This is a genomic window from Polaribacter sargassicola, from assembly GCF_021991835.1.
Classification (GTDB): Bacteria; Bacteroidota; Bacteroidia; order Flavobacteriales; family Flavobacteriaceae; genus Polaribacter; species Polaribacter sargassicola.
The window spans coordinates 120,871-137,220 of sequence record NZ_JAHDAU010000005.1; the positions used below are offsets into that span (position 1 = coordinate 120,871).

18 protein-coding genes are annotated in these 16,350 nt (G+C 28.6%); 5 read left to right on the forward strand and 13 right to left on the reverse strand.

The genetic code is table 11. The features are described from left to right. Window positions 1-5: 5 nt before the first annotated feature. Window positions 6-623 carry a DUF8845 family protein gene (locus KI686_RS09670; protein ID WP_237589082.1) on the reverse strand — a complete coding sequence of 206 codons (618 nt, stop codon included), beginning with the start codon at window positions 621-623 and terminating at the stop codon, window positions 6-8. A gap of 3 nt (window positions 624-626) precedes the next feature. Continuing rightward, a complete protein-coding gene (locus KI686_RS09675; protein WP_237589083.1) occupies window positions 627-1,121 on the reverse strand; it encodes an RNA polymerase sigma factor in 495 nt (164 codons plus the stop codon). Window positions 1,122-1,240: 119 nt separating this feature from the next. On the opposite strand from KI686_RS09675, the gene KI686_RS09680 reads away from it, so the two are divergent. The 5 genes from KI686_RS09680 to KI686_RS09700 are packed head-to-tail and all read left to right on the forward strand — an operon-like array spanning window position 1,241 to window position 5,642. Next, window positions 1,241-2,134: a MerR family transcriptional regulator gene (locus tag KI686_RS09680; protein WP_237589084.1), complete on the forward strand. Its 894-nt coding sequence runs from the start codon at window positions 1,241-1,243 to the stop codon at window positions 2,132-2,134. Between the two features lie 60 nt (window positions 2,135-2,194). After that, the gene (gene crtID / locus KI686_RS09685; protein ID WP_237589085.1) at window positions 2,195-3,658 is read left to right on the forward strand and encodes a bifunctional phytoene desaturase/3,4-desaturase; all 1,464 of its coding nucleotides are present in this window, start codon (window positions 2,195-2,197) and stop codon (window positions 3,656-3,658) included. A gap of 4 nt (window positions 3,659-3,662) precedes the next feature. Next, window positions 3,663-4,505, forward strand: a complete 843-nt coding sequence (locus KI686_RS09690) for a phytoene/squalene synthase family protein (protein WP_237589086.1) — start codon at window positions 3,663-3,665, stop codon at window positions 4,503-4,505. Window position 4,506: 1 nt separating this feature from the next. Beyond that, window positions 4,507-4,953, forward strand: coding sequence for a sterol desaturase family protein (locus tag KI686_RS09695; protein ID WP_237589087.1), 447 nt, complete (start codon window positions 4,507-4,509; stop codon window positions 4,951-4,953). Beyond that, window positions 4,953-5,642 (forward strand): lycopene cyclase domain-containing protein, encoded by a 690-nt coding sequence (locus KI686_RS09700; protein WP_237589088.1) that lies wholly within the window; start codon window positions 4,953-4,955, stop codon window positions 5,640-5,642. Before KI686_RS09695 ends, KI686_RS09700 begins: the two co-directional genes overlap by 1 nt. Here KI686_RS09700 and KI686_RS09705 read toward each other — a convergent pair. The 11 genes from KI686_RS09705 to argC all read right to left on the reverse strand — a co-directional run bounded on the left by KI686_RS09705 (window position 5,637) and on the right by argC (window position 16,349). Beyond that, on the reverse strand, window positions 5,637-6,365 hold the full coding sequence (locus tag KI686_RS09705) for an esterase family protein (RefSeq protein ID WP_237589089.1): 729 nt from the start codon (window positions 6,363-6,365) through the stop codon (window positions 5,637-5,639). The genes KI686_RS09700 and KI686_RS09705 overlap by 6 nt on opposite strands. Window positions 6,366-6,397: 32 nt before the next feature. Further along, window positions 6,398-7,015: a GDSL-type esterase/lipase family protein gene (locus KI686_RS09710; protein WP_237589090.1), complete on the reverse strand. Its 618-nt coding sequence runs from the start codon at window positions 7,013-7,015 to the stop codon at window positions 6,398-6,400. A gap of 78 nt (window positions 7,016-7,093) precedes the next feature. Continuing rightward, on the reverse strand, window positions 7,094-8,368 hold the full coding sequence (gene argH / locus KI686_RS09715) for an argininosuccinate lyase (RefSeq protein WP_237589091.1): 1,275 nt from the start codon (window positions 8,366-8,368) through the stop codon (window positions 7,094-7,096). Window positions 8,369-8,459: 91 nt separating this feature from the next. Further along, complete coding sequence (locus KI686_RS09720) at window positions 8,460-9,527, reverse strand: M20 family metallo-hydrolase (protein ID WP_237589256.1); 1,068 nt, start codon at window positions 9,525-9,527, stop codon at window positions 8,460-8,462. Between the two features lie 2 nt (window positions 9,528-9,529). Beyond that, window positions 9,530-10,306, reverse strand: a complete 777-nt coding sequence (gene argB / locus KI686_RS09725; protein WP_237589092.1) for an acetylglutamate kinase — start codon at window positions 10,304-10,306, stop codon at window positions 9,530-9,532. Between the two features lie 100 nt (window positions 10,307-10,406). After that, window positions 10,407-11,345 (reverse strand): Rossmann-fold NAD(P)-binding domain-containing protein, encoded by a 939-nt coding sequence (locus KI686_RS09730; RefSeq protein WP_237589093.1) that lies wholly within the window; start codon window positions 11,343-11,345, stop codon window positions 10,407-10,409. Between the two features lie 42 nt (window positions 11,346-11,387). Beyond that, window positions 11,388-12,152 (reverse strand): glutamate 5-kinase, encoded by a 765-nt coding sequence (gene proB / locus KI686_RS09735; protein WP_237589094.1) that lies wholly within the window; start codon window positions 12,150-12,152, stop codon window positions 11,388-11,390. A gap of 1 nt (window position 12,153) precedes the next feature. Beyond that, window positions 12,154-13,347: a glutamate-5-semialdehyde dehydrogenase gene (locus tag KI686_RS09740; RefSeq protein WP_237589095.1), complete on the reverse strand. Its 1,194-nt coding sequence runs from the start codon at window positions 13,345-13,347 to the stop codon at window positions 12,154-12,156. 17 nt (window positions 13,348-13,364) lie between these two features. Next, window positions 13,365-14,495 carry an aspartate aminotransferase family protein gene (locus KI686_RS09745; RefSeq protein WP_237589096.1) on the reverse strand — a complete coding sequence of 377 codons (1,131 nt, stop codon included), beginning with the start codon at window positions 14,493-14,495 and terminating at the stop codon, window positions 13,365-13,367. A gap of 4 nt (window positions 14,496-14,499) precedes the next feature. Next, window positions 14,500-15,291 carry a pyrroline-5-carboxylate reductase gene (proC, locus tag KI686_RS09750; protein ID WP_237589097.1) on the reverse strand — a complete coding sequence of 264 codons (792 nt, stop codon included), beginning with the start codon at window positions 15,289-15,291 and terminating at the stop codon, window positions 14,500-14,502. Between the two features lie 80 nt (window positions 15,292-15,371). Continuing rightward, window positions 15,372-16,349 carry an N-acetyl-gamma-glutamyl-phosphate reductase gene (gene argC, locus KI686_RS09755; protein ID WP_237589098.1) on the reverse strand — a complete coding sequence of 326 codons (978 nt, stop codon included), beginning with the start codon at window positions 16,347-16,349 and terminating at the stop codon, window positions 15,372-15,374. Window position 16,350 lies beyond the last annotated feature (1 nt).

A 16,350-nucleotide genomic window follows, 5' to 3' on the forward strand; every position in this document is an offset into this window, starting at 1 on the left:
AAATATTAAGAATTAATGCTGTCTAATTTAGCCAATTCTATATGGTTTTTGTATAGTTTTTTTAATAAAATACCATATAATAATTGATAAAATAGCCATAAAACACCTAAAAAAACAAGAGTTATTACAAATGTTAAAAGAATGATTAATAGTATTTGTTTAATGTTTAAATCTTCAAAATTAAAATTAATTTCTGCAATCATAACAGTAAACATTAATAAGGCCATATATCCTAAATTAAACAATACATAATTACGTACAGTTTTTCTGGTTTTTACAATTTTTTTCATCAACTTTTTAGTTGAATCAACTGTAGAAATACTTTTATAGTTGATATAAAACATCCCTAGAAAATAAAATAGTATAATGTAAGCCAATATTTGTGTACAATATACAAAATTCATTAATCCTAATTTTTCATATTCTGCATAAGCAGAATCCATATCAAAAACAAAATATAGAGAATTTAATAAAACAAACTCTAATATACCAATGATAAAAATCCATTTTACAATAGATGATGATCTTGATTTTGCCATTTTATAAATCTCTACTGCAGAAAACTTGTTGTTTTCTTCAGGTTGATTCTCCCAGGCTTTTTTATAATTTTCTAATAAATCCATAAGTTATGGGTTTAAAATATTCTTTAACTTTTCTTTTGCTCTATTCATTTTAACTCTTGCATTAACAGAAGATATTCCTAATGTTTCAGAAATTTCTTTATAAGGTTTATCTTCTAAATACAAGAAAATAAGAGCTTTGTCAATGTCATTTAATTTATGAATCGCTTTGTACAAGGCTTTTAATTGAATTTCTTCAGTATCGTCATAGTCAGTAGATTTAATTTTGTACGCAAAATCACTAATATCTTGGGTTTTAACTGTTCTTGTCGATTTTCTGTATAAAGAAATTGCTGTATTTAAAGCCACTCTATACATCCAGGTACTAAATTTTGCATCGCCTCTAAACTTTGGATAATTTTTCCAGAGTTGGATGGTAATTTCCTGAAACAAATCATTATGATCACTCTGGTTTGTAGTATATACTCTACAAATTTTATGAGCTATATTTTGATTTGTTTCAAAGTCTAATAAAAATTTAGTCTCTAAATCTTTTTGCACTTAGTTAGTTTGGTTGGTTACTTATTAGTTGTTTAAAAGTATAAAATGTTACAAATTTTTTTAAAAAATAATTAATTATATATTTTTTCATAAATTTGTTCAATAAAAAATAAAATAAATTGAACAATATTAAGCGAGATTTTACTATCAAAGACCTAGAAAATATTTCTGGTATTAAAGCTCATACAATACGTATCTGGGAAAAAAGATACAATTTATTACATCCAAAAAGAACAGACACAAATATCCGTTTTTATTCTAATGATAATTTACAAAAATTATTAAATATTGTTTTATTAAATAACAACAATTTTAAAATATCTAAGATTGCTAAAATGACAGATGAAGAGTTGTTGTTGCAATCTAGAGAAGTTGCATTTAGTACAGCTATAAATGACGAAGCAATAAACTCTTTTAAACTATGCATGTTTCAGTTTGATAAAGTTTTATTTAATAATACATACAACAAGCTTTTACATAAAAAAACTTTTAGAGAAATCTTTAAAGATGTTTTTATGCCTTTTTTAAATCATATTGGTTTATTGTGGCAAACAGACACATTGTTGCCGGCTCACGAACATTTTATATCTAATTTAATTGCTCAAAAAATTCAAATTAATACAGAAAAATTAGAATATAATATTGCTAGTACAAATAAAACTTATGTGTTGTTTTTACCAGAAAATGAAATACATGAGCTAGGTTTATTATATTTAAATTACGAATTAGTTTTAAGAGGCCATCATACAATTTATTTAGGACAAAGTTTACCACTAAATAATTTAGATTATTTTTTTAAAAATACTAGAGATATTTGCTTTATAACTTCTATGACAGTAATGCCGTATGATGATAAAGTTAAAGAATATTTTAATGAAATTGAGTCTGTATTAGAAGGTACAAATCATCAACTAATAGCATTAGGAAGAAAAACGCAATTAATAAATGAAGATAATTTTAAATCAAAAATATCCCTTTATAATTCTGTTTCAGATTTGTTAAAAGAGTTATAATATTTTTTATTTTATTCTTTTTGTTTATTAATTTTATATATTTGTTAAACAAAATAAAATATGAATAAAAAAATATACATTATAGGATCTGGTTTTTCTGCACTGGCAGCTTCTTGTTATTTGGCAAAAGATGGTTTTAAGGTAACTGTTTTAGAAAAAAATGAAACTTTAGGAGGAAGAGCAAGACAATTTAAAAAAGATGGATTTACTTTTGATATTGGTCCGTCTTGGTATTGGATGCCTGATGTGTTTGAACGTTTTTTTGCAGATTTTGATAAAAAGCCATCAGATTATTACACGCTAGATAAATTAAACCCAGGTTACGAAGTATATTTTGGAGAAAAAGATTCACTAAAAATATCAAGTCAATTAGAAGAAATTTATCAACTTTTTGAAAAAACAGAAAAAGGTAGTGCAAAACATTTAAAAACATTTTTAGATTCTGCCAAAGCAAATTACGATACTGCAATTAAAGATTTAGTATATCAACCAGGAGTTTCTCCTTTAGAGTTAGTTAATACTACCACAATAGCAAGAGTATCTCAGTTTTTTTCAACCATTAAAAATCAGGTAAGAAAAAATATAAAGAATTCTAAATTAATTCAAATTTTAGAATTTCCTGTATTATTTTTAGGAGCAAAACCAAGTAATACGCCAGCTTTTTATAATTTTATGAATTATGCCGATTTCGGTTTAGGTACTTGGCATCCTAGAGGCGGAATGTATAAAGTTATTGAAGGAATGATTTCTTTAGCAGAAAGTTTAGGAGTACATTTTGAAACCAATGCCAATGTTGAAAAAATTATTACCGATAACTCAAAAAAAGTTACAGGTTTATTGGTAAATGGTAAAGAAATTAAAACGGATTTAGTTTTAAGTGGCGCAGATTATCATCATACAGAAACCTTATTAGATGAAGAAGTAAAACAATATTCAGAAAAATATTGGGATAAAAAGACTTTTGCTCCATCATCATTATTATTTTATGTTGGTTTTGATAAGAAAATAGAAAATGTAAGTCATCATACTTTATTTTTCGATTCAGATTTTGAATTGCATGCAAAAGAAATTTATGACAATCCTAAATGGCCAACAGATCCTTTGTTTTATGCAAATTTTACTTCTATAACAGATAGAACATCTGCTCCAGAAGGTAAAGAAGCTGGTTTTTTCTTAATTCCGTTAGCACCAGGAATAGAAGATACAGAAGAACTTAGAGAAGCTTATTTTCATAAAATTTTAGATAGATTTGAGAAATTAACAAACCAAGAGGTTAAAAAATACGTATTATTTAGTAAGTCCTTTTGTGTAAACGATTTTAAGAGCGAATACAACTCTTATAAAGGAAATGCTTACGGAATGGCAAATACACTTTTACAAACTGCTTTTTTAAGACCAAAAATAAAAAGTAGTAAAGTAAAAAATTTGTATTTTACAGGACAGTTAACTGTTCCAGGACCTGGAGTTCCGCCAGCATTAATTTCAGGAAAATTAGCATCAGAATTAATCATTAAAAATCAGTAATGGTATGAAAGAATTATTTGATAGTGTTTCTAATGATTGTAGCAAATTAGTTACAAAAAAATACAGTACTTCTTTTTCTTTGGCAGTTAACATGTTATCACCAAAGATTAGAAAAGACATTTATAATATTTATGGTTTTGTTCGCTTTGCGGATGAAATTGTAGATAGTTTTCATGATTATGATAAAGAAGTATTGATGCAGCATTTTGAGAGAGATTATTATATTTCTAAAGAAAATGGTATCAGTTTAAATCCTATATTAAATTCTTTTCAGCAAACTGTAAAAACTTATAAAATTCCTGATGATATGGTACAAGCTTTCTTAAAAAGTATGAAAGCAGATTTGTACAAAGCAGAGTATAAAACCAAAGCAGAGTATGATGCTTATATTTATGGTTCTGCTGATGTTGTTGGTTTAATGTGCTTAAAAGTTTTTGTTGATGGAGATGAAAAAAAATATAATGAACTAAAAGATGCAGCAATGCGTTTAGGTTCTGCTTTTCAAAAAGTAAACTTTTTACGTGATTTAAAAGATGATTTTGAAGTATTAAATCGTTCTTATTTTCCCAATATAAACTTAGGAGAATTAAACGCAGAATCAAAACAGTTGATTATTGATGAAATTGAAGCCGATTTTGATTATGCATATACAAACGGAATTCTTAAATTGCCAGTAGAAGCTAAATTTGGAGTTTATATGGCTTTTAGGTATTATAGAAGATTGCTAAAAAAATTAAAAGATGTTCCTTCAGAAAAAATTATGGATACTAGAATTCGTATTTCTGATTCTATGAAAATAAATTTATTAGCAAGAAGTTATGTAAAATATAAATTGAATATTATTTAGAATGTATTTTTTAATAACCTTAGGAGTTTTTATTATTATGGAAGGTGTAACTTGGTGTACACACAAATATGTAATGCATGGTTTTGGGTGGTTTTTGCATGAAGATCATCATGAACCTGGATATCCACATGTATTTGAAAAAAATGATGCTTTTTTTGTAGTTTTTGCAATACCAAGTATGGCATTATTTTATTTTGGTACTTATACAGAACATACCTATTTATTTTTTATAGGATTAGGTATTTTGTTATACGGAATCGCTTATTTTATGATTCATGATGTTTTAATTCATCAACGTTTTAAATGGTTTAAAAATACGAATAATAGATATTTAAAAGGTTTGCGTAAAGCCCACAAAATTCATCATAAAAATATGGGTAAAGAAGATAGCCAATGTTTTGGAATGTTGTTTGTTCCTTTAAAATATTTTAAAAAACCAAAAATTTAGTGTTTTTATATTTGATTTTAAATCTAGGCTCTATTAGCATTCCGTTTTTATACTCTTTTGAGAAAAAGATGCGATTTATAAAACATTGGAAAGCCGTTTTTTTATCATTAGTTATTGTAGCAACTTTTTTTTTAATTTGGGATGCCATTTTTACAGCTAATAGTGTTTGGGGTTTTAACCCAGATTATCATTTAAATCTGCTAATTTTAGATATGCCGATAGAGGAGTGGATGTTCTTTTTTTGTATTCCATATGCAAGTGTTTTTATTCATTATTCTTTAGCATATTTTAAGCCCAATTTGCTTATATCAGAAAAAATAACCAAAGCAATTACACTTTTTTTTATTGCAGTTTTACTTCCAGTAATTTTTTTGAATGCAGATAAATCATACACTTTTGTAAATTATATAGCTTTAGAATTTGTTTTATTAATAGGTTTTTTCTTTGGTATTAAGCATTTACAAAGATTTTATATTGCTTTCTTAATAATTTTAGTACCTTTTTTTATCGTTAATGGAGTTTTAACAGGTACGGGGATAGATGAACCTGTAGTTTGGTATAATAATGCAGAAAATTTAGGAATTCGTTTATTAACAATACCAGTAGAAGATATTGGTTACGCTTTTACAATGCTTTTTGGTAATGTTTTATTGATAGAGAAATTTAAGAAAAAAGAAAATTATTTATAGATAAATCTTAACCATTTCTCGCCAATATCTTGCTTTGTGTGCTTCTCCTTCCCATTCTAATAATTGATGAGATATTCCTTTTTCATTTAAAATATTACAAAGCTTGTAGTTACTTTCTAAAAACGGATCGGTTTTACCAATCGTTAAAATAATATCCATTTCTTCAATTTGCTGAATTAAATTAGGATCTTCTAAGTTTTTTAAAAATTGATTTGGCATATTAAAATAGACAAAATCGTTATGAAAACCACTAAGTAAATCTTTAAAATATCCTTTAGATTTTGTCAAATCATAACGGCCACTCATACCAACAACTTTACAAAATAAATGCGGATGACGCATTGCAACATTTACAGCATGATAAGCACCTAAGCTGCAACCAGCAGAAATTACATTTGTGTTAGGATTAATTGAATTTGCTAAAGGTAGTACTTCTTCTAATACATATTTTTCATATTGTATATGCCTATAGATTCTGTAACCAGGATGTACAAAACTGTTATAAAAAGATTCTAAATCTACACTATCTACACAAAAAACTTGTAAATGGCCCTCGGTTATTTTATCTTCTAAAGATTTTATAACCCTCCAATTTTCATAATCATAAAAGCGTCCCATTCTTGGAGGAAAAAATAATACTTTGGCACCAGTATGACCAAAAATTAGTAATTCCATTTCTTTTTCAAGGTTAGGACTGTACCATTTATGATATTCGCGTTTCATTATATTTTTTATTGTAAATATAATGTCTTTCTTTATATTTTAACGAGTGTTTGTTTAGGAAATATTTTAGAATTTTCTTTTAAAGCGTTTATTATCAATTCGTAACCTAAATCATTAAAATGTAAACCATCTTCTTTAAAATAAATAGCATCTGGTTTTCCATCTACATCTAAAAATTTATTATAAATATCTACAAAATACAAATTATCGTCTTTAGAAGCTAGTTCTTTAATTTTTGTATTAGTAAAACGAATACTATCTAAAAGATGTAAACGCGCAATACTAGGTTTTATAGAAATAACTGTACAATTTATATTACCATATTTAGCTCTAATTTTTGCTATTAAATTTTCTAAATATAAAATTACTTCTTCAGGATGTCTTCCATCTCCCAAATCATTATCTCCAGCATATATTACAATTGATGTTATTGTGTCTAGTTTTTTAAAAACACGATTAAAATACCAAGTACACGCAGCTAAAGTAGAACCACCGAAACCTAAATTTACAGGATTATAATTTTTAAAAACTGTAGTTAACTCATTCCATAAAGTAAAAGTAGAACTTCCGTAAAAAACCATTTTTGGTTTATAATCTAACTTATCAATCTCATTTTCAAGGCGCGTTATATCGTCTAGATACCAAAACATGTATTATTGTATTTTTTAAAAATTAATGCGCAAAGATAAAATTTTAAATTTAAAAGGCATTTTGATGTAAATTAAGTGCTATTTAGGAAATTTTTCTCTTATTTTTTCTAAGGATAAATTATGAATACTACCTACATGAGAATGTTGTTTTCCTAAATCTGGTTTGTATGTTCCTGCTTGTACTTGACCGCCAATTTGTTGATAAGCTTCTCTAAAAGACATGCCTTCTACCACTAAATTATTGATAGAATCTACAGTAAATAAATATTGATATTTTTCATCATTTAAATCGATATCTTTTACAATTACTTGTTGTATTGAGTAATTAAAAATGTCTAAAATATCTTTTACATCTTCAAAAGCAGCAATAATGTTTTCTTTTAATAACTGAAAATCTCTATGATAACCTGTAGGTAAATTGTTGGTAATTAATAACATTTCTGAATGTAATGCTTGAATTTTATTACATTTTCCACGAATTAATTCAAAAACATCTGGATTCTTTTTGTGTGGCATAATACTACTTCCTGTTGTTAACTCATCAGGAAAAGAAATAAAACCAAAGTTCTGACTCATGTATAAACAAACATCCATAGCAAAACGAGCCATTGTATTACACAATCCGCCTAAAGCAGCTGCAATAGATCGTTCACTCTTACCACGACTTAATTGTGCTGCAACTACGTTGTATTTTAAGGTTGCAAATTCTAATTCTTTGGTAGTTAGCTCTCTATCAATAGGAAAAGATGAACCGTAACCAGCAGCAGAACCTAAAGGATTTTGATCTACAACTTTAGAAACTGCATTTAAAACATATACATCATCAATTAACAATTCTGCATACGCAGAAAACCACAAGCCAAAAGATGATGGCATTGCAACTTGTAAATGTGTGTAACCAGGTAATAAAGAATCTTTATGTGTATCTGCTAAATTTAATAAAGTATCAAATAAGTCTTTTACTTTGTTATTTACAACAGCTAAATTTTCTTTGTAATATAATTGAAGAGCTACTAGAACTTGATCGTTTCTAGAACGAGCAGTATGAATTTTTTTACCTACTTCTCCTAATTTGTTAGTTAATTCCCATTCAATTTTAGAGTGTACATCTTCAAAAGAAGGCTCTATAACAAAGGTTCCGTTTTCTATATCAGCAGCTAATTCTTCTAAGCCTTTTTTTAAGTCTTTTAATTCATCTGCAGTAATAATTCCAATAGATTCTAACATAATTGCATGTGCTAGAGAAGCTTGTACATCGTATTTTGCAATATGAATGTCAATTTCTCTATCATTACCAACTGTAAAATTTTCTATTTGTTTATCTATTGAAAATCCTTTATCCCAAAGTTTCATATTTTTTATTTTTTAATGTCAGGTTGAGCGCAGTAGAAACCTAAGTAATTTTATATAATTAACCTCTCGACTGCACTCGAGGAGACATTTTTTAAACTATCACTCTGTTTAGTAACTCCACATAAATCTGTATTCCTTCTTCAATTTCTGCCAAATATATAAATTCATTTGCAGAATGAGAACGTGTGCTGTCTCCAGGTCCTAGTTTTAAAGATTGGCAAGATAAAACAGATTGATCTGATAGAGTAGGAGAACCATAAGTTTCTCTACCCATTGCAACACCAGCTTTTACCAAATCGTGTTCTGTAGAAATAGAAGAAGAATTTAAACGTAAACTTCTAGGTGTTATTTTTGTACAAGGTGATTGTTCTTGTAAAATATCGGCAATTTCTTGATTAGAATAAGCGTCATTTACACGAACATCAATTACTAAATCTACATGTGCTGGTACAACATTGTGTTGTTTACCTGCATTTATTTGAGTAACTGTCATTTTAACATCACCTAAAGCATCAGAAGATTTTTTAAATTTAAAATCTTTAAACCATTGTAAAACTTCAATTGTATTATAAATAGAATTGTTATTGTTTGGGTGTGCAGCATGACTTGGTGTACCAGCTACAACTGCATCAAAAACAACCAAACCTTTTTCTGCAACTGCTAAATTCATTAAAGTTGGCTCACCAACAATAGCAACATCTATATGCGGAATTATTGGCAACATACTATTTAAACCATTTGGTCCGCTATTTTCTTCTTCTGCAGATGCAACAATTACCAAATTGTATTTTAAATTTTCTTGTGCGTAAAAATGTGTAAAAGTTGCTATTAAAGAAACCAAACATCCACCAGCATCATTAGAACCTAAACCATATAATTTACCATCTTCTATAAAGGCCTCTAAAGGGTTATTTGTGTAAGCAGAGTTTGGTTTAACGGTATCGTGATGAGAGTTTAACAACATAGTTGGTTTGCTTTCATCAAAGTGTTTGTTGGTTGCCCAAACGTTGTTTTTTGTTCTTTTAAACGGAATATTATATTCTACAAACCAAGCTTCAATTAAAGCAGCGGTTTGTTCTTCTTCAGTAGAAAAAGATTGTGTTTCTATCAAACTTTTTAAAAGTGAGATTGCTTTTTCTGTTAATTTTTCAATAGTCATCATTATAATGTAATTGTTGTAAAATTATCGTTTTCTTTGGTTAGCATAGATGTGTTACCAATGTGTACTTTTTGTACGCCATTGTTAAGCGCATCAAAACAATTGTCTAGTTTTGGAATCATTCCGTCAGAAATAATTCCGTTTTCTAACAACTCTTTATAAGTATTAGAATTGATATTTTTAATTACTGAATTTTTATCATCAAAATCTTGTAAAACACCATTTAATTCAAAACAATAGTAAATAGAAGTATCATAAATTTTACTCATTCCAACCCCAATTGTACTTGCAATAGTATCTGCATTTGTATTTAGTAACTGCCCATTTCCGTTGTGAGTAATGGCACAAAAAACAGGTGTAAAATCAGCTTTAATTAATTTATCAATAGAATTTGATGCAATTTTTTTAACATCACCTACAAAACCAAAATCAATGTCTTTTACAGGTCTTTTATCAGATTGTATACTGTTAATATCTGCACCAGTTAAACCAATAGCATCTATTTGTAAAGCTTGTAATTTTGCAACAATATTTTTGTTAACTAACCCACCATAAACCATTGTAATTACTTCTAAAGTTTCAGCATCAGTAATACGTCTTCCATTTATCATTTTAGACTCAATACCTAGTTTAGAAGCTACATGTGTTGCTCGTTTTCCGCCACCGTGAACTAAAATTTTATTTCCTTCTAAATTAGAAAATAGTTTTAAGAAAGCATTTAAAGAAGTTTCATCTTCAATAATATTTCCTCCAATTTTTATGATTGATAGTTTTTCCATAAGTGCTAAACTTGTTTCAGTATCTTTTATTTTATGCTATGTCTCCTTGAACATAGTTGAGAGTTTGTTTAGGTTTCGATTACGCTAAACCTGACAAATTTTATAATTTATTTAATATTTTTTTTAGAACAAGTTGCGCAGCATAGGTTCTGTTATTTGCTTGTTGTATTACCAAAGAACTATCAGATTCTAAAACAGCATCTTCTACAATTACATTTCTTCTTACAGGCAAACAGTGCAAAAATTTAGCATCGCCTAATTTATCTTTTGTAATCATCCAATTAGGATCTGTATTTACTACTTTTCCGTAATTTTCATAAGAACTCCAGTTTTTTGTGTACACAAAATCGGCATCTTTAAAAGCCTCTTCTTGGTTATGATAAATAGGTGTGCCTTTTGTAATTTCAGGATTTAGATTATATCCCTCAGGGTTTGCAATTACAAACTCAACATCCATTTTTTGCATTGCCTGTGTAAAGCTATTGGCAACAGCATGTGGTAATGCCTTAATATGTGGCGCCCAACTTAAAACAACTTTAGGTCTTTTTTTAGTAGTATTTTCTCTAATAGTAATAGCATCTGTTAAAGCTTGTAAAGGATGTCCGGTGGCACTTTCCATATTTACAATTGGTACAGAAGCATATTCTTTAAAAGCAGTTAAAACTTGTTCAGATTCGTCTTTTTCTTTATCAGTTAATGTTGGAAAAGCTCTTACAGCAATAATATCGCAGTATTGAGAAACTACAGCGGCAGCTTCTTTTATATGTTCTGCAGTTGTGCCGTTCATAATCGTTCCGTCACCAAACTCAATTCCCCAAGCATCACCAGAAACATTCATTACAATAGGATCCATACCTAAATTTAATGCTGCTTTTTGTGTACTTAAACGAGTACGTAAACTTGAATTAAAAAATAACAATCCTAAAGTTTTATTTTTACCTAAATCTTTATTTTTTAGAGGATTTCTTTTAACTTCTTTGGCTTCTAAAATCCAAGTATCAATGTTTTCTATGTCGTTAATCGATGTGTAATTCTTCATTTCTTGTATTTTTTTATGCTGAAAATCAGCAAAACCTTTAGGTTATTTTATTGTTGTAAATGGTACTAGGTTGTTAATAGCATTGGTAATAAAATTATCTTCTAAACCATTTACAATCCAGGTTTCTATATTTGCTTTTTTTGTTAACGAAGCAGCTTCTATTTTAGACGCCATTCCGCCAGTTCCGTGAGATGATTTAGAACTAACCACTTCACTTTTTAAATCTTCAAAATTATCAACCTCTAAAATAGTTTCTGGATTGTTGTTTTTAAAAGACTCTTTAGTGTAAATTCCGTTTGTATTTGTAGCAATTATTAATAAGTCTACGTCTAATAAAGTAGCTGTTAATGCTGCTAATTTATCATTATCACCAAACTTAATTTCATCAGTGGCAACAGTATCATTTTCGTTGATGATAGGTATGTAATTATTGTTTACTAAAACATTAATGGTATTTACAATATTGGTTTTACTTTCTTGTTTTTCAAAATCTGAATAGGAGAGTAGACACTGAGAACTTAACAAGCCATATTCTCTAAAAATTTCTTGATAAATTCTAATTAAATGTGGCTGCCCAATAGATGCTAATGCTTGTTTTACAAAGACATCTTCTTGTTTACTCTCTAATTTTACAAACTGTTTTGCAACAGCAATTGCACCAGAGCTTACAATAATAAACTCGCAAGAATCTTTTAATTTTGCAATTTGATTTGCAATATCTTCAATTTTTCCTCTAGAAATATTATTGGTTTCTTTGGTAAGAGTATTAGAACCTATTTTTAGTAAAATTCGCTTTTTCTTTTGCATATTATCTTGTTTGTCCATTACCATGAACGTACCATTTATTTGTAACCAAATGTTGTAAACCAATTGGTCCACGTTGGTGTAATTTATCCGTACTAATTGCTAATTCGCCGCCCAAACCTAATTGACCACCATCTGTAAAACGTGTAGAAGCATTATGATAAACAGCAGCAGTATCTACATTTTCCATAAATAATTTGGCTTCTGTTTCGTTTTTTGTGATGATTGCTGCAGAATGACCACCTGCATAAATATTTATCATTGAAATTGCTGCCTCGTTCGATGCAATTTCTCCAATTACAATTTTATAATCTAAAAACTCTTCATACCAAACTTCGTTTGATGAAATTGCTTCTAGTTGATGATTTTTAGCCACAATTTCATCACCTAAAACTGTAATTTTATTTTCATTTAATTTTGATATTAGTTTGTTGATAAAAGTATTTTTATCCGCTAAATTTTCATCAATTAAAACTTTATCAACGGCATTACAAGCAGATATTTTAGATTTTCCGTTAATGATGATATCAATTGCAATATCTAAACCTGCCTCTTTAGAAACATACACAAAATTGTTTCCGCGTCCGCTAATAATAACCGGACAAGTAGCGTGTTGTTTAACAAAAGCTATTAAACGTTCTCCGCCACGAGGAACAATTAAGTCTACTTTTTGTGTTGGTTTTTCTAAAAAAGCTTGAGTTTCGGTTCTATTAAACTGTAAGTATTCTACCCAATTTGTAGATGCTCCATGTTTTTGTAGAGCTTTATGCCAAAGTTCTACAATTTTCAAATTAGAGTTTAAAGACTCTTTACCACCTTTTAAAAGTATTTTATTACCCGATTTAAAAGCAATTCCTGCAGCTTCTACAGTTACATCTGGTCTAGATTCGTAAATAATTAAAACTGTACCAAAAGATGCTGTTTTGTTATAAACTTGCATACCGTTATCATGTTTAAAACTAAAACGTTCTACACCAACAGGATCTGCTTGTGTAGCCAAATGTTTTGCAGCTTTAATCATTTCATCAACTTTTGCATTATCTGCTTTTAAACGATCAAACATAGAAATATCATCACCTTTATAAGCTTCTAAATCTTTTTTATTGATGTTTATAATTGCTTCTCTTTCTTGTTCTAAAAGTGATGCCATTGTTAATAAAACAGCATTTCTAGTTTCTATAGATAATAAAGTGTTCATCTTTTAGATTTTATTTTTTATGCTTCTAAAGCATCAACTAAAGCTTCAAAAAAATGATTGATATGATCTTTTCTAACAGTTAATGGAGGTAAAATTCTTAATAACTTCTTATTCATTGCGCCACCAGTAAAAATGTGGTAATCGTAAATTAATTTTTTACGTAAATCGCCAACTTCAAAATCAAATTCTAAACCTAACATTAGTCCTTTACCTTTTATTTTTTTGATTTGCGGAATTGTTTTGGCTATTTTTAAAAAATAACATGAAATTTCATTTGCATTTTCTAATAAATTTTGCTCTACAATAACCTCTAAAACAGATAAACCTGCAGCACATGCTAAATGATTTCCTCCAAAAGTAGTACCTAACATTCCAAATTTAGCTTCAATGCTTGGATGAATCAAAATACCTCCCATAGGAAAACCATTTCCCATACCTTTAGCTATAGAAATAATATCTGGCGTAACATTGTAATATTGATAAGCAAAAAACTTACCAGAACGCCCGTAACCACACTGAATTTCATCAGCAATAAACATAGTGTTATTAGCTTTACAAAGCGCATCTACTTGTTCGTAAAACGTTGCATCTGCTTGGTCTAAACCACCAACACCTTGTATAAATTCTACAATAACTGCACAAACATCACCTTTTTCTAGTTCTGTTTTTACAGCATCGATATCATTTAAATCTAAAAAAGTAACTTTTTGTTGGGCATTTATTGGAGCAATAATATTTTTATTATCTGTAGCAGCAACAGCAGCAGAAGTTCTACCATGAAAACTATTTGAAAAAGCAATTACTCTAGGTTTTTCTGTTTTAAAGGAAGCTAATTTTAAGGCATTTTCATTGGCTTCTGCACCCGAATTACATAAAAATAATTGATAATCTTTGCAACCAGAAACCTCTTCTAATTTTGAGGCTAATTTTTTTTGTAATGGATTTTGAATTGCATTTGAATAAAAACCTAATCGAGAAACTTGTTTAGAAACTGCCTCTACATATTTAGGATGACCATGACCAATAGAAATAACTCCATGACCTCCGTATAAATCTAAATATTCCGTTTTATTATCATCATATACATAAATTCCTTTTGCTTTAACAGGTGTAACATCGTACAAAGGATAAACGTTAAATAGTGGCATTTTCTTAGTTTTTTATTTGGTTAATTTTATCAAATGATTTGTTGATTCCTTTTATTAAAGAAGAACTTAAACCTTGGTGTTCCATTTCGTTTAAACCTTCTATAGTGCAACCTCCAGGAGTAGTAACTCTGTCTATTTCTGCTTCTGGGTGGTTGCCAGATTCTTTTAATAATGTAGCGGCACCAAAACAAGTTTGCATTGCCAATTCATGTGCTTCATCGGCTTCAAAACCTAACTGAATTGCACCTTGTGTTGTTGCGCGTATTAAACGCATCCAAAAAGCAATTCCGCTTGCACAAATAACAGTTGCAGCTTGTAATTGCTCTTCTGGTATTTCCATAGAAATACCCAAACTATTAAAGATAGTTTTGGCAATTTCTACTTTTTCTTTTCCTTTTGTATTTGGTGAAAGGCACGTCATAGATTGACCAACAGAAGCCGCAGTGTTTGGCATAGAACGTATAATATATTGCTCTTTGCCAACAACAGCTTCTATTTTAGCAATAGAAAAACCAGTAATTACAGAAATTATAATATGATTTTCTGTTAATAATGGCTTTATATTTTTTAAAATAGCTTCAAAATGTCTGGGTTGAACCGCAAAAATTAAAACATTGGCATTTTTAACAGCTTCTTCATTATCAGACGTTAAAACCACCTCATCATAAATATTAAATTTATTTAGAGAATTGGTGTTACGCTTTGTCATATAAAGAGATGTAACTGTTTTGTTAGTCAATAATCCTTTTGCTATAGATTGTCCTAAACTTCCTGCACCTATAATTGCTGCTTTCATAATTGTTGCTTTTTGTTGATAGTTTTTTGTTTTTGGATGAGTGTGTTATAAACTAACAACCAAAAACTAAAAACTATTTTCTAGAAATAATTCGCTTTTAAATTTAAACCTAATGTTTCTTCAAAACCATACATTAAATTCATATTCTGAATCGCTGCACCAGAAGCACCTTTTAATAAATTATCAATAGTACTTGTTATTAATAATTTATTGCCATGTTTTTCTAACTGAACCAAACATTTATTAGTATTTACTACTTGTTTCATAAAAATACTTTCATCAGAAACAAATGTAAAAGCAGCATCTTTATAATATTCTTTATAAATTGATTTTGCCTCTTCTAAAGAACCATCAAACTTTGTGTACGTTGTTGCAAAAATTCCTCTAGAAAAATCACCTCTGTTTGGCATAAAGTTAATTTCTGCATTAAAATCACTTTGTAATTGATTTACTGTTTGATTAATTTCTCCTAAATGTTGATGATTAAAAGCTTTGTAGTGAGAAAAATTATTGTCTCTCCATGTAAAATGCGTAGTTGCAGAAAGCGAAGTTCCTGCTCCTGTAGCACCAGTTACTGCGTTTATATGAACATCGTTTTTTAACAATCCGTTTGCGGCTAACGGTAAAATTGCCAATTGTAAAGCAGTTGCAAAACAACCAGGGTTTGCAATGTATTTAGCAGATTTTATAGCCTCTTTTTGTAATTCTGGCAAACCATAAACAAATTCTTTACCTTCAAAATTTTTATCAGCAATTAATCTAAAATCATTACTTAAATCAATAATTTTTGTGTGATTAGAAAAACTATTGTTTTGTAAAAAAGCAGTAGAATTTCCATGACCTAAACATAAAAATAAAACATCTACATCAGCATTAATTTTACTTGTAAAATCTATTTTTGTAGAACCTACTAAATCTTGATGAACTTTATATAATTTATTACCAGCGTTAGAAGTACTGTACACAAAATTGATATTTGTTTCTGGATGATTTAACAATAATCTTATTAATTCTCCTGCTGTGTAACCTGCACCACCAATAATTCCTACTTCTAACATA